This is a genomic window from Mesorhizobium erdmanii USDA 3471 (genome assembly GCF_000472705.1).
In the GTDB taxonomy this organism is placed as follows: Bacteria; Pseudomonadota; Alphaproteobacteria; order Rhizobiales; family Rhizobiaceae; genus Mesorhizobium; species Mesorhizobium erdmanii.
In genome coordinates this window covers 1-23,148 of record NZ_AXAE01000043.1, presented here as the reverse complement: position 1 = coordinate 23,148, position 23,148 = coordinate 1, and the positions used below count along the sequence as shown (strand labels likewise).

General features: G+C 62.2%; 18 protein-coding genes and 1 tRNA gene. 16 read left to right on the top strand and 3 right to left on the bottom strand.

Going from position 1 to position 23,148, the window contains the following annotated elements:
• The first annotated feature begins 218 nt into the window (after positions 1-218).
• From rpoB to A3AU_RS0126785, 3 genes are all read left to right on the top strand, one after another.
• The gene (rpoB, locus tag A3AU_RS0126795; protein WP_027055623.1) at positions 219-4,355 is read left to right on the top strand and encodes a DNA-directed RNA polymerase subunit beta; all 4,137 of its coding nucleotides are present in this window, start codon (positions 219-221) and stop codon (positions 4,353-4,355) included.
• Positions 4,356-4,484: 129 nt separating this feature from the next.
• Positions 4,485-8,681 (top strand): DNA-directed RNA polymerase subunit beta', encoded by a 4,197-nt coding sequence (gene rpoC, locus A3AU_RS0126790; RefSeq protein ID WP_027055622.1) that lies wholly within the window; start codon positions 4,485-4,487, stop codon positions 8,679-8,681.
• 88 nt (positions 8,682-8,769) lie between these two features.
• Positions 8,770-9,435, top strand: coding sequence for an O-methyltransferase (locus A3AU_RS0126785; protein WP_027055621.1), 666 nt, complete (start codon positions 8,770-8,772; stop codon positions 9,433-9,435).
• 32 nt (positions 9,436-9,467) lie between these two features.
• Here the strand turns inward: A3AU_RS0126785 and A3AU_RS0126780 are convergent, their stop codons facing one another.
• From A3AU_RS0126780 to A3AU_RS0126770, 3 genes are all read right to left on the bottom strand, one after another.
• Positions 9,468-10,394 carry a Gfo/Idh/MocA family protein gene (locus A3AU_RS0126780; protein ID WP_027055620.1) on the bottom strand — a complete coding sequence of 309 codons (927 nt, stop codon included), beginning with the start codon at positions 10,392-10,394 and terminating at the stop codon, positions 9,468-9,470.
• Positions 10,395-10,469: 75 nt separating this feature from the next.
• A complete protein-coding gene (locus tag A3AU_RS0126775) occupies positions 10,470-11,582 on the bottom strand; it encodes a PLP-dependent cysteine synthase family protein (protein ID WP_027055619.1) in 1,113 nt (370 codons plus the stop codon).
• 16 nt (positions 11,583-11,598) lie between these two features.
• Positions 11,599-11,880, bottom strand: a complete 282-nt coding sequence (locus A3AU_RS0126770) for a hypothetical protein (protein ID WP_027027747.1) — start codon at positions 11,878-11,880, stop codon at positions 11,599-11,601.
• 493 nt (positions 11,881-12,373) lie between these two features.
• Here A3AU_RS0126770 and rpsL point away from each other — a divergent pair, with 493 nt between their 5' ends.
• The 13 genes from rpsL to rplL all read left to right on the top strand — a co-directional run bounded on the left by rpsL (position 12,374) and on the right by rplL (position 23,132).
• Complete coding sequence (rpsL, locus tag A3AU_RS0126765) at positions 12,374-12,745, top strand: 30S ribosomal protein S12 (RefSeq protein ID WP_006333356.1); 372 nt, start codon at positions 12,374-12,376, stop codon at positions 12,743-12,745.
• A 61-nt stretch (positions 12,746-12,806) separates the two neighbouring features.
• Entirely contained in the window at positions 12,807-13,277 is a 471-nt protein-coding gene (rpsG, locus tag A3AU_RS0126760; RefSeq protein ID WP_008875664.1) for a 30S ribosomal protein S7, read from the top strand.
• 29 nt (positions 13,278-13,306) lie between these two features.
• A complete protein-coding gene (fusA, locus tag A3AU_RS0126755; RefSeq protein WP_027055618.1) occupies positions 13,307-15,397 on the top strand; it encodes an elongation factor G in 2,091 nt (696 codons plus the stop codon).
• Between the two features lie 67 nt (positions 15,398-15,464).
• Positions 15,465-16,640 carry an elongation factor Tu gene (gene tuf / locus A3AU_RS0126750; protein WP_010909256.1) on the top strand — a complete coding sequence of 392 codons (1,176 nt, stop codon included), beginning with the start codon at positions 15,465-15,467 and terminating at the stop codon, positions 16,638-16,640.
• A gap of 220 nt (positions 16,641-16,860) precedes the next feature.
• The gene (locus A3AU_RS0126745) at positions 16,861-18,468 is read left to right on the top strand and encodes a COG3904 family protein (RefSeq protein WP_245235581.1); all 1,608 of its coding nucleotides are present in this window, start codon (positions 16,861-16,863) and stop codon (positions 18,466-18,468) included.
• A 197-nt stretch (positions 18,469-18,665) separates the two neighbouring features.
• A complete protein-coding gene (locus A3AU_RS0126740) occupies positions 18,666-19,151 on the top strand; it encodes a group II truncated hemoglobin (RefSeq protein WP_027055616.1) in 486 nt (161 codons plus the stop codon).
• Between the two features lie 151 nt (positions 19,152-19,302).
• Positions 19,303-19,378 (top strand) — tRNA-Trp (locus A3AU_RS0126735).
• Positions 19,379-19,741: 363 nt separating this feature from the next.
• Complete coding sequence (secE, locus tag A3AU_RS0126730) at positions 19,742-19,945, top strand: preprotein translocase subunit SecE (RefSeq protein WP_027055615.1); 204 nt, start codon at positions 19,742-19,744, stop codon at positions 19,943-19,945.
• A gap of 29 nt (positions 19,946-19,974) precedes the next feature.
• The gene (gene nusG, locus A3AU_RS0126725) at positions 19,975-20,502 is read left to right on the top strand and encodes a transcription termination/antitermination protein NusG (RefSeq protein ID WP_010909261.1); all 528 of its coding nucleotides are present in this window, start codon (positions 19,975-19,977) and stop codon (positions 20,500-20,502) included.
• A gap of 153 nt (positions 20,503-20,655) precedes the next feature.
• Complete coding sequence (gene rplK, locus A3AU_RS0126720) at positions 20,656-21,084, top strand: 50S ribosomal protein L11 (protein WP_027055614.1); 429 nt, start codon at positions 20,656-20,658, stop codon at positions 21,082-21,084.
• Between the two features lie 4 nt (positions 21,085-21,088).
• Positions 21,089-21,787: a 50S ribosomal protein L1 gene (gene rplA, locus A3AU_RS0126715; protein ID WP_027044965.1), complete on the top strand. Its 699-nt coding sequence runs from the start codon at positions 21,089-21,091 to the stop codon at positions 21,785-21,787.
• Between the two features lie 394 nt (positions 21,788-22,181).
• Positions 22,182-22,700, top strand: a complete 519-nt coding sequence (gene rplJ / locus A3AU_RS0126710; protein ID WP_027055613.1) for a 50S ribosomal protein L10 — start codon at positions 22,182-22,184, stop codon at positions 22,698-22,700.
• Positions 22,701-22,754: 54 nt separating this feature from the next.
• The gene (gene rplL / locus A3AU_RS0126705) at positions 22,755-23,132 is read left to right on the top strand and encodes a 50S ribosomal protein L7/L12 (protein ID WP_010909265.1); all 378 of its coding nucleotides are present in this window, start codon (positions 22,755-22,757) and stop codon (positions 23,130-23,132) included.
• The last annotated feature ends 16 nt before the right edge of the window (positions 23,133-23,148 follow it).

Below are 23,148 nucleotides of genomic sequence, written 5' to 3'. Positions count from 1 at the left end.
CCGCCACTCCCTTCACCAAAAGGGAGGACGCGTAGCGCGAGATGTACGAGAACCTCTTTCCTGAGGGCCGAAACCGGCCTTCAGGAAACGGGTTTTCTCCCGTTTTGGCCGGTAGCCCAGGCTGCCGGAGAACAGACAGAGAGCTGCCGCCCAGGCGGCTCGGTATGCAAGGCGGGCCGCGGCGAGGCCCGTCCCGAGTTTAGAGCTAAGGAGCGACGATGGCCCAGACCCAGACTTTCAATGGCCGCAGACGCGTACGCAAGTTTTTCGGAAAGATCCCGGAAGTTGCGGAGATGCCGAACCTTATCGAGGTTCAGAAGGCATCCTATGACCAGTTCCTGATGGTGGACGAGCCCAAGGGCGGCCGTCCGGACGAGGGACTGCAGGCTGTTTTCAGGTCGGTCTTCCCGATCTCCGATTTTTCCGGCTCCTCGATGCTGGAGTTCGTGAAGTACGAGTTCGAAGGACCGAAATTCGACGTTGACGAATGCCGTCAGCGCGACCTGACCTATGCCGCGCCACTGAAGGTGACGCTGCGCCTCATCGTGTTCGATATCGACGAGGATACCGGCGCCAAGTCGATCAAGGATATCAAGGAGCAGGACGTCTACATGGGCGACATGCCGCTCATGACCTTGAACGGCACCTTCATCGTCAACGGCACCGAGCGCGTCATCGTCTCGCAGATGCACCGTTCGCCGGGCGTCTTCTTCGACCATGACAAGGGCAAGTCGCACTCGTCGGGCAAGCTCTTGTTCGCCGCGCGCGTCATTCCCTATCGCGGTTCGTGGCTCGACATCGAGTTCGATTCCAAGGACGTCGTGCACGCCCGCATCGACCGCCGCCGCAAGATCCCGGTGACGTCGCTGTTGATGGCGCTCGGCATGGACGGCGAAGAGATCCTGTCGACCTTCTACAACAAGATCACCTACAAGCGCGCCGGCGACCACTGGCGCATTCCGTTCAACGTCGAGCGTTTCCGCGGCCTCAAGGCTGTCGGCGACCTGATCGACGCCGATACGGGCGAGATCGTTGTCGAGCAAGGCAAGAAGATCACCGCCCGCCAGGCGCGCCAGCTCGGCGAGAAGGGCCTGAAGGCGATCAAGGCGACCGACGAGGACCTGCTCGGCAACTACCTGGCCGAGGACATCGTCAACTACGCCACCGGCGAGATCTTCCTCGAGGCCGGCGACGAGATCGACGAGAAGACGCTGAAGGTGCTGCTTGGCACCGGCGAGCAGGAGATCAAGGTTCTCGACATCGACCACGTCAATGTCGGCGCCTACATCCGCAACACGCTCAACGTCGACAAGAATGAGAGCCGCCAGGACGCGCTGTTCGACATCTACCGCGTCATGCGCCCCGGCGAGCCGCCGACGCTGGAAACCGCCGAAGCCATGTTCAACTCGCTGTTCTTCGACAGCGAGCGCTACGATCTGTCGGCTGTCGGCCGCGTCAAGATGAACATGCGCCTCGAGCTCAAGGCCGAGGACACCGTGCGTGTGCTGCGCAAGGACGACATCCTGGCCGTGGTCAAGACGCTGGTCGAACTGCGCGACGGCAAGGGCGAGATCGACGACATCGACAATCTCGGCAACCGCCGCGTGCGTTCCGTCGGCGAGTTGATGGAGAACCAGTACCGCGTCGGCCTGCTGCGCATGGAGCGCGCGATCAAGGAGCGTATGTCCTCGATCGAGATCGACACGGTGATGCCGCAGGACCTGATCAACGCCAAGCCGGCGGCCGCCGCCGTGCGCGAGTTCTTCGGTTCCTCGCAGCTGTCGCAGTTCATGGACCAGACCAACCCGCTGTCGGAGATCACCCACAAGCGTCGCCTGTCGGCGCTTGGACCGGGCGGTCTGACCCGCGAGCGCGCCGGCTTCGAAGTGCGCGACGTGCATCCGACGCATTACGGCCGTATCTGCCCGATCGAGACGCCGGAAGGCCCGAATATCGGTCTGATCAACTCGCTGGCCACCTTCGCGCGTGTCAACAAGTACGGTTTCATCGAGAGCCCGTACCGCAAGATCGTCGACGGCAAGCTGACCAATGACGTCGTCTATCTCTCGGCGATGGAAGAAGCCAAGCACCATGTCGCGCAGGCCAACGCCGAGCTCGACAAGAATGGCGGCTTCGTCGACGAGTTCGTCATTTGCCGCAGTGCCGGCGAAGTGATGATGGCGCCGCGCGAAAACGTCGACCTGATGGACGTTTCGCCCAAGCAGATGGTGTCGGTGGCCGCGGCCCTGATCCCGTTCCTCGAGAACGACGACGCCAACCGCGCGCTGATGGGCTCGAACATGCAGCGCCAGGCCGTGCCGCTGGTGCGCGCCGAGGCGCCGTTCGTCGGCACCGGCATGGAGCCGATCGTTGCCCGTGACTCGGGCGCCGCCATCGGCGCCCGCCGCGGCGGCATCGTCGACCAGGTGGACGCGACGCGTATCGTTATCCGCGCGACGGAAGATCTCGACCCGGGCAAGTCCGGCGTCGACATCTACCGGCTGATGAAGTTCCAGCGTTCGAACCAGAACACCTGCATCAACCAGCGTCCGCTGGTGCGCATGGGTGACCGGGTCAACAAGGGCGACATCATCGCCGACGGTCCGTCGACCGAGCTCGGTGATCTGGCGCTCGGCCGCAACGTGCTGGTCGCGTTCATGCCGTGGAACGGCTACAACTACGAGGACTCGATCCTGCTCTCCGAGCGCATCGTGGCCGACGACGTCTTCACCTCGATCCACATCGAGGAGTTCGAGGTCATGGCGCGCGATACCAAGCTCGGTCCGGAGGAAATCACGCGCGACATTCCGAACGTTTCGGAAGAAGCGCTGAAGAACCTCGACGAAGCCGGCATCGTCTATATCGGCGCGGAAGTTCAGCCGGGCGACATCCTGGTCGGCAAGATCACGCCGAAGGGCGAAAGCCCGATGACGCCGGAAGAAAAGCTTCTGCGCGCCATCTTCGGTGAAAAGGCTTCCGACGTGCGCGACACGTCGATGCGTATGCCTCCGGGCACTTTCGGCACCGTCGTGGAGGTGCGCGTGTTCAATCGCCACGGTGTGGAGAAGGACGAGCGCGCCATGGCGATCGAGCGCGAGGAGATCGAACGCCTCGCCAAGGACCGCGACGACGAGCAGGCCATTCTGGACCGCAACGTCTACGCGCGTCTTTCCGATGTGCTCGTCGGCAAGGAAGCGATCGCTGGACCGAAGGGCTTCAAGAAGGGCTCGACGCTGTCCAAGGATACGCTCGACGAGTATCCGCGTTCGCAGTGGTGGCAGTTTGCCGTGGAGAACGAAAAGCTCCAGAGCGAACTGGAAGCCCTGCGTGGCCAGTACGACGACTCCAAGAAGGCGCTCGAACAGCGCTTCATGGACAAGGTCGAGAAGGTCCAGCGCGGCGACGAAATGCCTCCGGGCGTCATGAAGATGGTCAAGGTCTTCGTGGCGGTGAAGCGCAAGATGCAGCCGGGCGACAAGATGGCCGGCCGTCACGGCAACAAGGGTGTCGTGTCGCGCATCGTTCCGGTCGAGGACATGCCTTTCCTCGAGGACGGCACGCATGCCGATATCGTGCTCAACCCGCTGGGTGTGCCGAGCCGCATGAATGTCGGCCAGATCCTGGAGACGCATCTGGGCTGGGCTTGCGCCGGCATGGGCAAGAAGATCGGCGAGCTGATCGAGACGTACAAGTCGGCGGGCGACATCAAGCCGCTGCGCAAGACGCTCGAGAGCTTCATGCCGGCCAATGACCGCAACGAGCCGGTCCGCGAATATGACGACGAGAGCATTGTTCGCCTCAGCGAGCAGATGCGCCGCGGCGTCTCGATCGCGACCCCGGTGTTCGACGGCGCGCACGAGGCTGACATCAACATCATGCTGGAGCAGGCGGGCCTGCACACATCAGGTCAGTCGCAGCTGTATGACGGACGCACGGGCGAGCCGTTCGATCGCAAGGTGACGATGGGCTATATCTACATGCTCAAGCTTCACCACCTGGTGGACGACAAGATCCACGCGCGTTCGATCGGTCCGTACTCGCTCGTCACCCAGCAGCCGCTGGGCGGCAAGGCGCAGTTCGGTGGCCAGCGCTTCGGCGAAATGGAGGTCTGGGCGCTGGAAGCCTACGGCGCCGCCTACACGCTGCAGGAAATGCTGACGGTGAAGTCGGACGACGTCGCCGGCCGCACCAAGGTCTACGAGGCGATCGTCCGTGGCGACGACACCTTCGAGGCCGGCATCCCGGAGAGCTTCAACGTGCTCGTCAAGGAAATGCGGTCGCTTGGCCTCAATGTCGAGCTGGAGAATACCAAGCTCGACGACAACCCTGTCCGGCTGCCCGACGCAGCTGAATAAGGCTTTTGGCGCGCCGCGGAAGCCGCGGCGCGCTCACCAAATTCTTCGGCCGGTGGGCCGACCACTCAGCGGGTATTCTGCCCGCGCAAGATGCAAGGGGTTTTCGAGGACCCCGAAAAGGAGAACGGCATGAACCAAGAGGTCATGAATCTCTTCAATCCGCAGGCGCCTGCGCAGGTGTTCGATTCGATCCGGATCTCACTGGCCAGCCCTGAGAAGATTCTGTCCTGGTCGTTCGGCGAGATCAAGAAGCCGGAGACCATCAACTACCGCACCTTCAAGCCGGAGCGTGACGGTCTGTTCTGCGCGCGTATTTTTGGCCCGATCAAGGACTATGAGTGCCTGTGCGGCAAGTACAAGCGCATGAAGTACAAGGGCGTCATCTGCGAAAAGTGCGGCGTCGAAGTCACGCTGTCGCGCGTGCGTCGCGAGCGCATGGGCCATATCGAGCTCGCCGCACCCGTCGCCCACATCTGGTTCCTGAAGTCGCTGCCCTCGCGCATCGGCACGCTGCTCGACATGACGCTGAAGGACATCGAGCGCGTCCTCTACTTCGAGAACTACATCGTCACCGAGCCTGGCCTGACCGCGCTGAAGGAGCACCAGCTGCTCAGCGAGGAAGAGTACATGATCGCCGTCGACGAGTATGGCGAGGATAGTTTCACCGCCATGATCGGCGCCGAGGCCATTCATGACCTTCTGGCAGGCATGGATCTGGAGAAGATCGCCGGCGACCTGCGTTCGGAACTGGCTTCGACCACGTCCGAGCTCAAGCAGAAGAAGTATCTGAAGCGGCTCAAGGTCGTCGAGAACTTCATGGAATCCGGCAACCGTCCGGAATGGATGATCATGAAGGTGGTTCCGGTGATCCCGCCGGACCTGCGCCCGCTCGTCCCGCTGGACGGCGGCCGTTTCGCTACGTCCGACCTGAACGACCTCTATCGCCGCGTCATCAACCGCAACAACCGTCTGAAGCGGCTGATCGAACTGCGCGCTCCCGGCATCATCGTGCGCAATGAAAAGCGCATGCTGCAGGAAGCCGTCGACGCACTGTTCGACAACGGCCGTCGCGGCCGCGTCATCACCGGCGCCAACAAGCGCCCGCTGAAGTCGCTGTCCGACATGCTGAAAGGCAAGCAGGGCCGGTTCCGCCAGAACCTGCTCGGCAAGCGTGTCGACTATTCCGGCCGCTCGGTCATCGTGACCGGTCCGGAGCTCAAGCTGCACCAGTGCGGCCTGCCGAAGAAGATGGCGCTCGAACTGTTCAAGCCCTTCATCTATGCCCGCCTCGACGCCAAGGGTTACTCCTCGACCGTGAAGCAGGCGAAGAAGCTGGTCGAGAAGGAGCGTCCGGAAGTCTGGGATATCCTCGACGAGGTCATTCGCGAGCATCCGGTTCTGTTGAACCGCGCGCCGACGCTGCACCGCCTCGGCATCCAGGCGTTCGAGCCGATCCTGATCGAAGGCAAGGCAATCCAGCTGCATCCGCTGGTCTGCACGGCCTTCAACGCCGACTTCGACGGTGACCAGATGGCCGTTCACGTGCCGCTGTCGCTGGAAGCGCAGCTTGAAGCCCGCGTGCTGATGATGTCGACCAACAACATCCTGCACCCGGCTTCCGGCGCGCCGATCATCGTGCCGTCGCAGGACATGGTTCTCGGTCTCTACTATCTCTCGATTGTCAACCAGAACGAGCCGGGCGAGGGCATGGTGTTTGCCGACATGGGCGAGCTCCAGCATGCGCTCGAGACCAAGGCGGTGACCCTGCACGCCAAGATCAAGGGCCGCTTCCGCACGGTCGACGCCGAAGGCAAGGTCGTGTCGAAGATCTACGACACAACGCCTGGCCGCATGATCATCGGCGAGCTTCTGCCGAAGAACGTCAATGTGCCTTACGAGACCGCCAACCAGGAGATGACCAAGAAGAACATCTCCAAGATGATCGACACCGTCTACCGCCATTGCGGTCAGAAGGAGACTGTCATTTTCTGCGACCGCATCATGGCGCTCGGTTTCGCTCACGCCTGCCGTGCCGGCATTTCGTTCGGCAAGGACGACATGCTGATCCCTGACACCAAGATCAAGCTGGTGTCCGACACCGAGGCTTTGGCCAAGGAATACGAGCAGCAGTACAATGACGGCCTGATCACCCAGGGCGAGAAGTACAACAAGGTCGTCGACGCCTGGGCCAAGTGCTCGGAAAAGGTCGCCGACGAGATGATGGCCCGCATCAAGGCAGTCGAGTTCGAGGACAATGGCCGTCAGAAGCCGATGAACTCGATCTACATGATGTCGCACTCCGGTGCGCGTGGCTCGCCCACCCAGATGCGCCAGCTTGCCGGTATGCGCGGCCTGATGGCCAAGCCGTCGGGTGAAATCATCGAGACGCCGATCATCTCGAACTTCAAGGAAGGCCTGACCGTGCTCGAGTACTTCAACTCGACCCACGGCGCCCGCAAGGGTCTGGCCGACACCGCCTTGAAGACGGCGAACTCGGGTTACCTCACCCGCCGTCTGGTCGACGTGGCGCAGGACTGCATCGTCAACTCCGTGGATTGCGGCACCGACAAGGGCCTCACCATGCAGCCGATCGTCGATGCCGGTCAGGTCGTGGCTTCGGTCGGCCAGCGCGTGCTGGGCCGCACGGCGCTCGACGACATCAACCATCCGGTGACCGGCGACCTGCTGGTCAAGGCCGGAACGCTGATGGACGAGCGTGACGTGGAGCAGATCGAAAAGGCCGGCGTCCAGTCGGTCCGCATCCGCTCGGCACTGACCTGCGAGGTCAGGGTTGGCGTCTGCGCGGTCTGCTACGGACGCGATCTGGCGCGCGGCACCCCCGTCAACCAGGGCGAAGCCGTCGGCGTCATCGCGGCGCAGTCGATCGGCGAGCCGGGCACCCAGCTCACCATGCGTACCTTCCACATGGGCGGTACGGCACAGGTGGTGGACAGCTCGTTCCTTGAAGCCTCTTATGAGGGCAAGGTCGAGATCCGCAACCGCAACGTGGTGCGCAACTCCGACGGCCAGCAGATGGTCATGGGCCGCAACATGGCGGTGCTGATCCTCGACGAAGCCGGCAAGGAGCGTGCCACGCACCGTGTCACCTATGGTTCGCGCATCTTCGTGGACGATGGCGACAAGGTGAAGCGCGGCCAGCGTATCGCCGAGTGGGATCCCTATACCCGCCCGATCCTCACCGAAATCGAGGGCAAGGTGTCGTATGAGGATTTGGTCGACGGCATTTCCGTGCAGGAAACGGCCGACGAGTCGACCGGCATCACCAAGCGTGAGGTCATCGACTGGCGCTCGACGCCGCGCGGCAACGACCTGAAGCCGGCGATTGCCATTCTCGACGCCAAGGGCAAGGTCGGCAAGCTGTCGAAGGGTGGCGACGCGCGCTTCCTGCTCTCGGTCGAGGCCATTCTCTCGGTCGAGCCGGGTGCGCAGGTTCGCCCCGGCGACGTGTTGGCGCGTATCCCGATGGAAAGCGCCAAGACCAAGGACATCACCGGCGGTCTGCCGCGTGTTGCCGAACTGTTCGAGGCACGTCGTCCGAAGGATCACGCCATCATCGCCGAGATCGATGGCACGATCCGCTTCGGTCGCGACTACAAGAACAAGCGCCGCATCATCATCGAGCCGCATGACTCGTCGCTCGAGCCGGTCGAATACCTGATCCCGAAGGGCAAGCCGTTCCATCTCCAGGACGGCGACGTCATCGAGAAGGGCGACTACATCCTCGACGGCAACCCGGCGCCGCACGACATCCTGGCGATCAAGGGCGTGGAGGCACTTGCTTCCTACCTCGTCAACGAGATCCAGGAAGTCTACCGTCTGCAGGGCGTGCAGATCAACGACAAGCACATCGAGGTGATCGTTCGCCAGATGCTGCAGAAGGTCGAGATCACGGTGCAGGGCGACTCGACCTACATTCCGGGCGACCACGTCGACGTGATCGAACTGGAAGAGGTCAACGAGCGCCTGGTCGAGGACGGCAAGAAGCCGGCCGAAGGCCAGCCGGTGCTGCTCGGCATCACCAAGGCCTCGCTGCAGACGCCGTCGTTCATCTCGGCCGCCTCCTTCCAGGAGACGACCAGGGTGCTGACGGAAGCCGCGGTTGCCGGCAAGACCGACATGCTGCAGGGTTTGAAGGAAAACGTCATCGTCGGCCGGCTGATCCCGGCCGGTACCGGCGGCACGATGAGCCAGATCCGGCGCATCGCCACCTCGCGCGACGAACTGATCATCGACGAGCGCCGCAAGGCCTCCGGTGTGGAAGTCGCCGAGCCGATGCTGGCCGATATGACAACCGCCGCGCAGTAAGCGCGGCGGCAAAGATCTCAGGCAACAGAAAGCCGTCAGGGAAACCTGGCGGCTTCTTTCGTTTCAATGATCGATCGGAGCAAGGCAGATGAGCACGAAGACCTGGACCGCTGTCGACAACTACATCGTTTCCTCACTCCTCGAGGCGGATTCCGTTCTCGATGCAGTTCTGGCGGCAAACCGCGATCGGGGGCTGCCGGCCATCGACGTGTCGCCGGCGCAAGGCAAGCTGCTTTTCCTTCTTGCTCGAATTCAGGGAGCGAAGAAGGTGCTCGAAATCGGCACGCTGGGCGGGTACTCGACGATCTGGATGGCGCGCGGATTACCCGCCGACGGCAAGGTAGTGACGCTCGAACTCGACCCGCACCACGCCAAGGTCGCGCAGTCGAATTTCGAGCGAGCAGGCGTATCGGACATGGTCGATCTGCGGCTTGGGCCGGCGCTTCAGTCGCTTGCAGCGCTGGACAGCGAAGGAGCCGGGCCGTTCGACCTGATCTTCATAGATGCCGACAAACCCAACAATCCGAATTATCTTGCCTGGGCGATGAAGCTATCGCGCTCGGGAACGGTCATCGTCTGCGACAACGTCATCCGCGACGGCGCCGTCATCAACGAAGATGGCCGCGATGCCAATGTCGAAGGCGCCAGAGCGGCGTTCTCGTTCATCGGCGGGGACAAACGGTTGGATGGCACCGCCATCCAGACGGTCGGCGCCAAGGGTTATGACGGCTTCGCCATTGCGATTGTCGATTGAAGGTCGAGCGCCGGATTGCGACGCGTCCCTGTTCAATCGAAAAACGCCTCGACCACATTGCGCTTGCCGAGCATGAAGGCGTCAGCGACATGCTGCAGCGGCGCCAGATCGACGTCGGACACGCCGGCGCGGACGATCTCGGCGAAGCGCTTGTAAAGCATCGGATACTCGGCTTCAGGCTCGTCATGGACGATCTTGCCGTCAATGGCGAGCTTGGCGCCACCACCGGAAAGCACCATCTTGCCCTGGTCCGTGTCGGCCAGGATGTCCCAGCTTTGCGGGCCGGTCTGCAGCCAGTCGAGGTCCATCGTCACCGGCAATCCGTTCGACGTGCGGAAGGTGACTTGCGCCGCGACCGGGGCGGCGCGGTTTTTCGGAAAGTCGAGAACGGCCGAGGTGATGAACATCGCCGGCAGGATGTGGGTCGCGATCGACAGCGCGTTGATGCCGGGATCGAAGACGCCGAAGCCGCCGGGCGCCCAGATCCAGTCCTGGTTGGGGTGCCAGCGACGGACGTCTTCCTTCCAGTTGATGGCCGCCGACTTGACCTTGGCCGAAGCCAGGAAGGCGCGCGCGGCCTCCACCGCCGGCGCGTAGCGCGAATGCCAGCTGGCGAACAGCGAGACGCCATTGGCCGTCGCCAGCCTCTTCAGGTCCTCGACTTCGCTGACGGTCGCGCCGGGCGGCTTCTCCAGGAAGACATGTTTTTTCGCGATCAGCGCCGTGCGCGCCGCATCGTAGCGGAATTGCGGCGGCATGCAGAGCGAAACGGCGTCGAGCTCCGGCACCGCATCGAGCATTGCTTCGATGCTTGGGAAATTCGCAATATCGTCGACCCTGCCGTGCCGGCTGGCGGCGGCGATGAGGCGATAGCTCTGGTCTTTCGCGAGAGCCGGCAGGTGCTGGTCGCGGACGATCTTGCCGACGCCGACGATGCCAATCTTGATGGGCTGGGACACGGCCGCTCCGTCTGTTTTGGTGATGGTGAGCGTTTCTAGCAGAACACTTGCCCCGGGCAAGCCGGAGCCTGACGATCAGCCCCAGCTTTCCTCGAACCGCAGCGTCAGTTTTCCACCCGCCAGAAAGGCTTCGATCGCGGGTTCGAAAGGCGAGGGGTCGAGGCCGTTGGCGGCCAGCCAGTCGTCGGAATAGTAGGTGTTGGCGTAGCGGTCGCCGGAATCGCAGATCAGCGTCACCAGCGAACCGGTCCTGCCATGCTCGATCATGCGTGCCGCCTGAAAGCACATGGCGGTGAAGTTGGTACCGGTCGAACCGCCGACACGGCGGCCGAGCCGGCGTGAAAGCACCCGCATCGCCGCCAGCGATAGGGCATCCGGAACCCGCAGCATGTGATCGATGACCCCCGGCACGAAGGACGGTTCCATTCGCGGCCGGCCAATGCCTTCGATTCGCGACGGCTGCTCGCAGCGACAATCGCGATCGTGCTTGGCGAAACCTTCGAAGAAGGCGGAGCGCTCGACATCCGCCACCGACAACCGCGTGGCGTGCCGCTTATAGCGCAGGTATCGGCCGATCGTGGCCGTGGTGCCGCCTGTCCCGGCACTCATCACGATCCAGCTTGGGATGGGATGCCTCTCCTCGCGCATCTGTCCGAAAATGGAATCGGCAATGTTGTTGTTGCCGCGCCAGTCGGTGGCCCGTTCGGCATGGGTAAACTGGTCCATGAAATGGCCGCCGAGACGTTCGGTGAGTTCGGCCGACTCGGCATAGATGCGCCTGCCGTCGTCGATGAAATGGCAGTTGCCGCCATAATGCTCGATCGCGACGATCTTTTCGCGCGACGTCGACCGCGGCATCACCGCATAGAACGGCACGCCGATCATGCGGGCGAAATACGCTTCCGACACCGCGGTCGAGCCCGATGAGGCTTCGATCACCGGGGTACCTTCGCCGACAAGGCCGTTGCACAGCGCATAGAGAAACAGCGAACGCGCCAGCCGGTGCTTCAGGCTGCCGGTCGGATGGGTGGACTCATCCTTGAGATAGAAGTCGATGCTATTCAGCGCCGGCAGGTCGAGTTTCCAGAGGTGGGTGTCGGCCGAACGGTGCTGGTCGGCCTCGATCGCGGCGACCGCCCGGTCGGCCCAGGCTCGGGATGCAGGTTCAACCGTTCTAGATCCGGCCATCGTCGGTGCCTTGGTTTCAGATCGGTTCGTCGAAGGTGACGATCGACACCTCGCCTTCGAGCGCGCCCTGATAGGCCGACAGATGCGGCTCGTCGTCGGGCACGCCGTCCATGTCGCCGATCTGGTCGAGCTCGGCTTCGGCGTAGCCTTCCGCCGCGAGCGATTCGAGGGCACGGCGAACCGCCGAATCGTCGTCGGGCGCGACCAGCATGACATGCACGCCTTCCACCTTGCCGCCTTTGCGTTTCCACACCCGGCCGGTGATGATGGTGACCGGGCGTTCTTCATTGTCGTTCACGGGCTGATTCCTCTGGCAAGGGACGGGCGAGGGGATTTCGAGTGCTTGAGGCGGCCTTTTTCGCATGAAGCGGGGCCGCGCAACAGCCAAAAGCCATTCTCTTTGCCAAAGGCTCGGCACTTTCTTCCTTCTCCTTGCAAATTGACGAAAGAAAATTACATGCGGTTTTCGCATGGCTGCCAAGCCTCGGCTTCAATGCAATATTTGCCGCTCCGGGGTTGACGGTTCGCGGGCTTGCGAGTAGAAGCCGCCCAGTCAGAACCGATGTGAGGCTTTCCCTTCCGAAGCGACACGCTTTGGAGTTTGCCTCAAACAGGGTTCGTTTTACGAGCGAAAAGACATTTCCGGCGTGCACGAAGCGGCTTCCGCTTCCTCTGCGATTTGTTCGGGCAAGACCGCGAGGCGCGGTTTGTGGCCCGAATTTGCGTATGGAAATGACGCTTTGAGCGGCCCTGACCGGGCGAGACACGGAATTGAGAGACAAGAGGGTTTAATGCCTACCGTCAACCAGCTGATCCGCAAGCCGCGCATTGCGCCGGTGAAGCGCAACAAGGTCCCGGCCATGCAGCAGAACCCGCAGAAGCGGGGCGTCTGCACGCGCGTCTATACGACGACGCCGAAGAAGCCGAACTCGGCGCTGCGCAAGGTGGCCAAGATCCGCCTGACCAATGGTTTTGAAGTGATCGGTTACATCCCCGGCGAAGGTCATAACCTTCAGGAGCACTCCGTGGTCATGATCCGCGGCGGCCGTGTCAAGGACCTTCCGGGCGTCCGCTACCACATCATCCGCGGCGTGCTCGACACGCAGGGCGTGAAGAACCGCAAGCAGCGCCGTTCGAAGTACGGCGCCAAGCGTCCGAAGTAAGAATTTTCCGGCCCTGGCGCTGCTTGAACGCGTCGGGCTACGAGATTGAGAGACAAAAGCCATGTCGCGTCGTCACAGTGCAGAAAAGCGTGAGATCAACCCGGATCCGAAGTTCGGCGATCTGATCGTTACTAAGTTCATGAACGCCGTCATGTATGACGGCAAGAAGTCGGTCGCCGAGACCATCGTCTACGGCGCGCTCGACCAGGTCCAGTCGAAGACCAAGCAGGAGCCGGTCACCGTCTTCCATCAGGCGCTCGACAATGTCGCGCCGCATGTGGAAGTGCGTTCGCGTCGCGTCGGCGGCGCCACCTACCAGGTTCCGGTCGACGTGCGTCCCGAGCGCCGCCAGGCATTGGCCATCCGTTGGCTGATCGCGGCTGCTCGCAACCGCAACGAGACCACCATGGTCGACCGCCTCTCCGGCGAGCTGATGGACGCGGCCAACAACCGCGGCACGGCCGTCAAGAAGCGTGAAGACACCCACAAGATGGCTGAAGCCAACCGCGCTTTCGCACACTACCGCTGGTAAAGCGCGAACAGGACTGAGAGGCAGCTACGATGGCCCGCGAATATAAAATCGAAGACTACCGCAATTTCGGTATCATGGCGCATATTGACGCCGGCAAGACGACGACCACCGAGCGCGTCCTCTATTACACGGGCAAGTCGCACAAGATCGGCGAAGTGCACGACGGCGCTGCCACCATGGACTGGATGGAGCAGGAGCAGGAACGCGGCATCACCATCACGTCCGCCGCCACCACGACCTTCTGGAAGGGCCGTGACGGCAAGATGCACCGCTTCAACATCATCGACACTCCCGGACACGTCGACTTCACCATCGAAGTCGAGCGTTCGCTGCGCGTCCTCGACGGCGCCATCGCGCTGCTCGATGCCAACGCCGGTGTCGAGCCGCAGACGGAGACCGTCTGGCGCCAGGCCGACAAGTACCGCGTGCCGCGCATGATCTTCTGCAACAAGATGGACAAGATCGGCGCCGACTTCTACCGGTCGGTCGAGATGATCGGCTCGCGCCTCGGTGCGCAGGCTGTCGTCATGCAGCTGCCGATCGGCGCCGAGACCGAATTCAAGGGTGTCGTCGACCTCGTCGAGATGAACGCGCTTGTCTGGCGCGACGAGACGCTGGGCGCTGCCTGGGACGTCGTCGAGATCCCGGCCGACCTCAAGGCTCGTGCCGAGGAATACCGCGAGAAGATGATCGAAGCCGCCGTCGAAATGGATGAGACGGCGCTTGAAAACTACCTCGAAGGCAAGATGCCGTCGAATGACGAGATCCGCGCGCTGATCCGCAAGGGCACGATCGCGGTCAAGTTCTACCCGATGTTCTGCGGCTCGGCCTTCAAGAACAAGGGCGTGCAGCCGCTGCTCGACGCCGTCGTCGAATATCTGCCGTCGCCGGCCGACGTTCCCGCCATCAAGGGCGTCGATGCCAAGACAGACGCCGAGATCGAGCGTCATGCCGACGACAACGAGCCGCTGTCGATGCTCGCCTTCAAGATCATGAACGACCCGTTCGTCGGTTCGCTGACCTTTGCCCGCATCTATTCGGGCAAGCTCACCAAGGGCGTCTCGGTCGACAACACCGTGAAGGGCAAGAAGGAGCGCATCGGCCGCATGCTGCAGATGCATGCGAATTCGCGCGCCGACGTCGAAGAGGCTTTCGCCGGCGACATCGTCGCCCTGGCTGGCCTCAAGGACACGACCACCGGCGACACGCTGTGCGATCCGCTGCACCCGGTCATTCTCGAGCGCATGGAATTCCCCGATCCGGTCATCCAGATCGCCATCGAGCCGAAGACCAAGAACGACCAGGAAAAGATGGGCCTCGCCCTTCACCGCCTGGCTGCCGAGGATCCGTCCTTCCGCGTCAAGACCGACGAGGAAAGCGGCCAGACCATCATCTCTGGCATGGGCGAACTGCACCTCGACATCATCGTCGACCGCATGCGCCGCGAGTTCAAGGTCGAAGCCAATGTCGGCGCTCCGCAGGTTGCCTATCGCGAGACGATCACCCGCAAGCACGAGCAGGACTACACGCACAAGAAGCAGACCGGCGGTACCGGCCAGTTTGCTCGCGTCAAGGTTGTGTTCGAGCCGAATTCGGAGAGCGAAGAGTTCGTCTTCGAATCCAAGATCGTCGGCGGCGCGGTGCCGAAGGAATACATTCCCGGCGTCGAAAAGGGCATCCAGAGCGTCATGGGCGCTGGTCCGTTCGCGGGCTTCCCGATGATCGGCGTCCGCGCCACCCTGATCGACGGCGCCTACCACGACGTCGACTCTTCGGTCCTGGCCTTCGAAATCGCATCCCGCGCTTGCTTCCGTGAAGCCGCACCCAAGCTTGGCGTGCAGCTGCTCGAGCCGATCATGAAGGTCGAGGTGGTGACGCCGGAAGATTACGTCGGCAGCGTCATCGGCGACCTGAACGGCCGTCGTGGCCAGATCCAGGGTCAGGAAGCGCGCGGCGTGGCCGTCGTCATCAACGCGATGGTGCCGCTCGCCAACATGTTCAAGTACGTCGACAACCTGCGCTCGATGAGCCAGGGCCGCGCGGCCTACACGATGCAGTTCGATCACTACGAGCCGGTGCCGACCGCGGTCGCTCAGGAAGTCCAGAAAAAGTACGCGTAACTCGAAAGAGCCGTCGCGGTAACGCAATTCAAAGCCCGCTTGGGCGAGCAGGAAATGGAGAGATCACATGGCAAAAGGTAAATTCGAGCGCACTAAGCCTCATGTGAACATCGGCACGATTGGTCACGTTGACCATGGCAAGACGTCGCTGACGGCGGCGATCACGAAGTATTTTGGCGAGTACAAGCGCTACGACCAGATCGATGCGGCGCCGGAAGAGAAGGCACGCGGCATCACGATCTCGACGGCTCACGTCGAATACGAGACGGCCAACCGCCACTACGCTCACGTCGACTGCCCCGGCCACGCCGACTATGTGAAGAACATGATCACCGGTGCGGCGCAGATGGACGGCGCGATCCTGGTCGTGTCGGCCGCCGACGGCCCGATGCCGCAGACCCGCGAGCACATCCTGCTTGCCCGTCAGGTCGGCGTGCCGTCGATCGTGGTGTTCCTGAACAAGGTCGACCAGGTCGACGACGCCGAGCTGCTCGAACTGGTCGAGCTCGAGGTTCGCGAGCTTCTGTCGAAGAACGAATTCCCGGGCGACGACATTCCGATCGTCAAGGGTTCGGCGCTGGCTGCTCTCGAGGATTCGAACAAGACGATCGGCGAGGACGCGATCCGCGAGCTGATGGCTCAGGTCGACGCCTACATCCCGACGCCGGTTCGCCCGCTCGACAAGCCGTTCCTGATGCCGATCGAGGACGTGTTCTCGATCTCGGGCCGTGGCACGGTCGTGACCGGCCGCGTCGAGCGCGGCGTGGTCAAGGTTGGCGAGGAACTCGAGATCATCGGCATCCGTCCGACGACCAAGACGACCTGCACGGGCGTCGAGATGTTCCGCAAGCTGCTCGATCAGGGCCAGGCTGGCGACAACATCGGCGCGCTGCTGCGTGGCGTTGACCGTGAAGGTGTCGAGCGCGGCCAGGTTCTGGCCAAGCCCGGTACGGTGAAGCCGCACAAGAAGTTCGTGGCCGAAGCCTACATCCTGACCAAAGACGAAGGTGGCCGCCACACGCCGTTCTTCACCAACTACCGTCCGCAGTTCTACTTCCGCACGACTGACGTGACCGGCATCGTGTCGCTGCCGGCCGGCACCGAGATGGTGATGCCTGGCGACAACATCACGGTCGATGTCGAGCTGATCGTGCCGATCGCCATGGAAGAGAAGCTGCGCTTCGCCATCCGTGAAGGCGGCCGCACCGTCGGTGCCGGCATCGTCGTCACCATTAAAGAATAATCGACACCGGCATTTGGCCGGATCGACAAAGAAAGGGCGGTCTTCGGGCCGCCCTTTTTCGTTTCCGACAATGCATGGGACAGCCGCGGCCGCGATCGTTTCAAAGCTGTTGCAAGCGCCATCGCGCCAACTAGTATAGGTTGCATTGCGGGAGCTTGGCGAAAGAGTGGTTCCAGGGCGCTGTTTCGAGGCATGGTGGTTGCGGGCGCTCGTCCGCCTCATGCTGTTTGCCGCCGTCGTGTTGGCGGTGCCAGTGGCGCGGGCTCAGGAGCAGTCGCAGGACATCCCGCCAATGCGGTTCGCCGTCGTGCGAAGCAATGCGCCGGGTTGCGAGCCCAATTGTCCGGAATGGATATCGGCCGAAGGCACCATCGAGGCGGACACGCCGTCGCTGTTCAAGCGCACGCTCAAGGCGCTCAAAGGCCGGCAATTGCCGGTGGTCGTCAATTCCCCCGGCGGCAATGTCGATGCGGCGGTGACGCTTGGCCAGATGATCCGCAAGAACAAGCTCGATATCGCCGTCGGTACGACGGTGTTCTACGGCTGCGAGCCGCAGATGAAAAATTGCCAGGACAATAAGGGCAGGGGCGCCGACTACTTAGGCATGGCCGAAGATAACGGCGCCATGTGCAATTCTGCTTGCCCGCTGATGTTTTCCGGCGGAATTCGCCGCGTGGTCGGGGATTTCGCCTATCTCGGCGTCCACCAGATCACCACCACCTACCAGCGCGAGAAGCTGCTCTACCGCACCACCTACCGGATCGTGAACGGCAGGAAGAAGATCATCAGCACCAGGATCGTCAGCCGCAAGAACGCGGGTAGCTACAAGACCTACGAAATGAGCAAGGCGGTCGAGAAGAAGCTTTCGGCCTATCTGAAGGGAATGGGAATAGGCGATGGCGTGCTCCTGACGATGAGGAACACGCCGGCCACCGAAATCCATCAACTGGTTCTCCAAAACATGCTGCGGATGAACCTCGTCACGTCCCTGGACACAGTCGAGCTTTTCACCGCCAGCGCGATCTGCAAGGCAGATCCGATGCCGGCGAACTGCCGGGAGATATTGACGGACAAGGACAAAGGGACAGGGCCCGCCAATGTCGCGGCCGCCCAGGCAAAACCCGCTCTGCCCTCGTCGGCCAAGACCGTGGCGCCGAAGGAGGCGGACATGCGTTTTGTGCTCGTCCGCGGCGGCAACCCGCTGTGCAATCCCGACTGCCCGGAATGGATCTCGGCGGAGGGTAAGATCACCGCACAGACGCCGGAAAGCCTGCGCCAGGCGCTCGATGCCGTCGCCGACCGGCGGCTGCCGATCGTCATCAGTTCGCAAGGAGGCGATGTCGAGGGCGCGCTTGCCGCCGGCAGGCTGATCCGGGAACGCAAGCTCGATGTCGTCGTCGCTCATACCGATTTCGTCGATTGCGATCCCGCGGCGGATTGCCTGGCCAAGGATGGCGTCCACACCGGACTCACCATCGAATCGGAGGGCGAATGTGCTTCGGTCTGTGCGATCATGGTTGCCGGTGGCGTCAAGCGCCTCATCGGGCCTGCCGCGCGTCTCAGTGTGAGCTCCGTTGGGCTTGGGGAGAAGGTCAAGGCGTATCTGGAGGAGATGGCGATTGGACCCGGCCTGTTCGCCGCCATGCAGCTCTCTCCGTCCAACCGGCAGCTTTACCAGCAGGCGATCCTGAAATTCGGGCTGGCGACCGGACGTCAGTCTGCTGACGAAATGACAGGCGCCACCATATGCAGGTCGGTTCCGAGGCCGGACAATTGCCGGGTTATGCCGTCCGCCAATGCCGAAGCCGACATGCCGGCCAAACTGTAGAGCCATTCCAGGAAAAGTGTGAAGCGGTCTCCGTCCGGAATTGCGTCAAGGCGAAGAGCAATTCCAGGAAAAGTGTGAAGCGGTTTTCCGTCCGGAATTGCGTCAAGGCGAAGAGCGTTGAACTGGCCATCGAGGCAGGTTGAGGCCGGGTGGGCGTTTCGGCTACCGTCCGTGGCGATCGAGGACGGGTGACCGCCATGCGCAAGGATGTTCCGACACTCTACGAATGGGCCGGCGGCAGCGACGCGCTGAACCGGCTGACACAGACCTTCTATGACAAGGTGGCGCAGGACCCGATCATCGGGCCGGTGTTCAAGACCATGTCGCCTGACCATCCCGCCCATGTCGCCGCCTTTATCGGCGAGGTCTTCGGCGGACCGAAAACCTACAGCGAGAAATTCGGCGGCCACCGCGAGATGGTCATGCATCATCTGGGCAAGCATTTGACCGAAGCGCAGCGCCGCCGCTGGATCAACCTGCTCGCCGATGCCGCCGACGAGGTCGGCCTGCCCGACGATCCCGAATTCCGCTCAGCTTTCACAGGCTATGTCGAATGGGGATCACGGCTGGCCAAGATGAACTCCAACCTCGGCGAGACCTGTGATCCGCAGACCGAACCGATGCCGGCCTGGGGCTGGGGCGTACCCGGCGGACCGTACACGCCACCGGCCGGGAAATCGTAGTCGTAGCCGTTGCGACAAGCCGAAGCGGCGGCCAGCCATCACCGGTCCGGATTTCTGGCAAAGGGGATGAAGCGCGTTTGCGTGCAAACCACTCTTTACACAGAGCGCGGAAGCTTTTAGGAAGCCCCTGCTGCGCCGAGGCGCGCACGATACGGGCATAGCTCAGTTGGTAGAGCGGCGGTCTCCAAAACCGCAGGTCGTAGGTTCGAGCCCTGCTGCCCGTGCCATTTTCCTAGAATGGTCATCGGAAACGATATTTTGTGGTCTGCCTTTGAAAATCGGCGACCCGCTTGCCATATTAGCCCGGTTGGGGCATAAGGGCGCCATAGCCGGGACGGAACGACTGGATGGTTCCGAGGCGGCGTTTGGTCATAAAGCGGGCACTTGCCACTTGCGTGGATCAAGAATCGGTTTTATGTAGACAGAACAGACACGCGACGCGTGGAGCTGGGAAGCCGGCTTTACGCGTCTGATTTGCATGGGCGAAATGATTGCGCTGATTCGGCGCGAGACTGGGCTCAGGCGGCACGTCCCGGCCAGCGGGATCATCCAGGGGGCCCGGCCAACGGGTCTTGAAGACAGAGCGGCATATGGCTTCGAAAACCACAAATCCTTTCGTCTTTCTCCAGCAGGTTCGCGCGGAGACCGCCAAGGTCACTTGGCCGTCGCGTCGCGAAACGATGATCTCGACGGTGATGGTTCTGGCCTTCGCTGTGATTGCGATGATTTTTTTCTTTAGCGCCGATCAGTTGATGGGCCTCGCGATCGAACAGATTCTGGGCATTGGACGCTAAGTCCGGCGACTACGGAGAAGTCTAAAAAAATGGCTGCGCGCTGGTACATCGTCCACGCTTATTCGAACTTTGAAAAGAAGGTCGCCGAGGACATCGAGAACAAGGCCAAGCAGAAGGGCCTGTCCGCCGATATCGAGCAGATCGTGGTGCCGACCGAAAAGGTCGTCGAGGTTCGTCGTGGCCGCAAGGTCGATGCCGAGCGCAAGTTCTTCCCGGGCTATGTGCTCCTGAAGGCCAATTTGACGGATGCCGTGTTCTCGCTGGTCAAGAACACGCCCAAGGTCACAGGCTTTCTCGGTGACTCCAAGCCGGTGCCGATCACCGAGGCGGAGGCGCAGCGCATCCTGAACCAGGTGCAGGAAGGCGTCGAGCGGCCGAAGCCCTCGGTCACTTTCGAGATCGGCGAGGCGATCCGCGTCTCGGATGGTCCTTTCGCGTCTTTTAACGGCTTCGTCCAGGAAGTGGACGAAGAGCGGGCGCGGCTCAAGGTGGAAGTTTCGATCTTCGGGCGCGCCGTGCCCGTCGATCTTGAATTCGGACAGGTCGAAAAAGGCTGATCCGAAATCCTGCCGCCAGGTGCGGCAGGGAGGGGCGGCGATCGCGCGGCTCCGAGAGCGGTGGGAGACGAATGCGGCTTAGCCGGCCGCATGGATCGAACCACCAGTCTGCAACCGCCGGCAATGCCGGCATGAGAAAAGGCAGGAAAAGAGATGGCTAAGAAAATTGCAGGCCAGCTCAAGCTCCAGGTCAAAGCGGGATCGGCAACGCCGTCTCCGCCGATCGGCCCGGCGCTTGGTCAGCGTGGCATCAACATCATGGAATTCTGCAAGGCGTTCAACGCGCAGACCCAGGAAATGGAAAAGGGTTCTCCAGTCCCCGTCGTCATCACCTACTATCAGGACAAGTCGTTCACCTTTGTCATGAAGACGGCACCGGTGAGCTATTTCCTGAAGAAGGCGGCGAACCTGACGGCTGGGTCCAAGGAGCCGGGCAAGGTCAAGGCTGGCACCGTTTCGCGCGACAAGGTCCGCGAGATCGCCACCGCCAAGATGAAGGATCTGAACGCAAACGACGTCGAAGCGGCCATGCGCATGGTCGAGGGCTCCGCCCGCTCGATGGGTCTGGAAGTGGTGGGCTAAGATCATGGCAAAGATTGCAAAGCGCGTATCGAAGACCCGCGAAGGCATTGATCCCAACAAGGCTTATGCCCTGGGTGATGCGTTGAAGCTGCTCAAGGATCGTTCGTCGGTCAAGTTCGACGAGACCGTCGAAGTCGCCATGAACCTCGGCGTCGACCCACGCCATGCCGACCAGATGGTCCGCGGCGTGGTCAACCTGCCGAACGGCACCGGCCGCTCGGTTCGTGTCGCCGTGTTCGCCCGTGGCGACAAGGCCGAGGAAGCCAAGGCCGCCGGCGCCGACATCGTCGGTGCGGAAGACCTGGTCGACATCGTCCAGAAGGGCACGATCGATTTCGATCGCTGCATCGCCACGCCGGACATGATGCCGCTGGTCGGCCGTCTCGGTAAGGTGCTCGGCCCGCGCGGCATGATGCCGAACCCGAAGGTCGGCACCGTCACCACCGACGTCGCCGCCGCCGTCAAGGCATCGAAGGGCGGTGCGGTGGAGTTCCGCGTCGAAAAGGCCGGCATCGTTCATGCTGGCGTCGGCAAGGTCTCGTTCGACGTCAAGGCGCTGGAAGAGAACATCCGTGCCTTCGCCGATGCGGTGACCAAGGCAAAGCCGGCTGGCGCCAAGGGCAACTACGTCAAGAAGGTGTCGGTCACCTCGACGATGGGCCCGGGCCTCAAGCTCGACGTCTCGACGCTCGCAGCGTCCTGATCAAGACCCTTTGGATCGGCCGCCATCAGGCCGATCCGTGATTGAATTCCGGGCCTCGGATTTATCCTGGGCCCGGTACCGGAAGTCGAAAGGCTTCCGGACATCCTGTCCGAGATTGCAGGCGGCCCAAAAGCCTTAATTCATGTGGGCCTGCATGAGACGGGTGAAGACCCGACAACGGAGCAAGTGCTCCAATGAAAGGTTCGAACCGTGTTTGCCTTTTGTCTGCGCATCGCCGGCTTGTCCGTCGGTGTGGCGAAAGGGGGCAGGATCCTCGAGCGTCGTTCGGGAGATCCGTTACTGGATGGCCCGGCCGGCAAAAGGCAACCCGACGCCTGTCCTGTCATTGGGAATGTTCCCTTTGACCAGGATTGGGGTCAACTGGAGGTAGGCAGTGGACAGAGCGGAAAAACGCGAACTCGTCACGGGCCTGAACGAAGCGTTCGGAAACGCGGGTTCAGTCGTCGTGGCCCACTATGCCGGTATCACCGTCGCGCAAATGAACGACCTTCGGTCGAAAATGCGCGCTGCCGGTGGCACCGTTAAAGTCGCGAAGAACCGTCTCGCCAAAATCGCTCTTCAGGGCACGGACTCCGCATCGATCATCGACCTGTTCAAGGGACAGACGCTGATTGCTTATTCGGAGGATCCGATTGCGGCGCCGAAGGTCGCGTCCGATTTCGCCAAGGGGAATGACAAGTTGATCATTCTCGGCGGCGCAATGGGCACCACCTCGCTCAATGCCGACGGTGTGAAGGCACTCGCCACACTTCCGTCGCTCGATGAGCTGCGCGCCAGGCTGGTTGGCATGATCGCCACGCCGGCAACCCGGATCGCCCAGATCGTCAATGCGCCAGCGGCTTCGGTCGCGCGCGTCATCGGCGCTTACGCCCGGAAGGACGAGGCGGCATGAGGCCGTTCCTCGCTATCAAAAACACACGTTCGAACCTAACGAAGGAATACAACAATGGCTGATCTCGCAAAGATCGTAGACGACCTTTCGAAGCTGACCGTCCTCGAGGCGGCCGAGCTGTCGAAGCTTCTGGAAGAAAAGTGGGGCGTTTCGGCTGCTGCTCCGGTGGCGGTTGCCGCTGCTGGCGGCGCTGCCGCTGCTGCTGCTCCGGCCGAGGAAAAGACGGAATTCGACGTCGTCCTCACCGACGCTGGCGCTCAGAAGATCAACGTCATCAAGGAAGTTCGCGCCATCACCGGTCTTGGCCTCAAGGAAGCCAAGGACCTGGTGGAAGCGGCTCCGAAGCCGGTCAAGGAAGGCGTTTCCAAGGCCGACGCCGACAAGTTCAAGGCCCAGCTGGAAGCAGCCGGCGCCAAGGTCGACCTGAAGTAAGCGTAGAAGCGGCGGG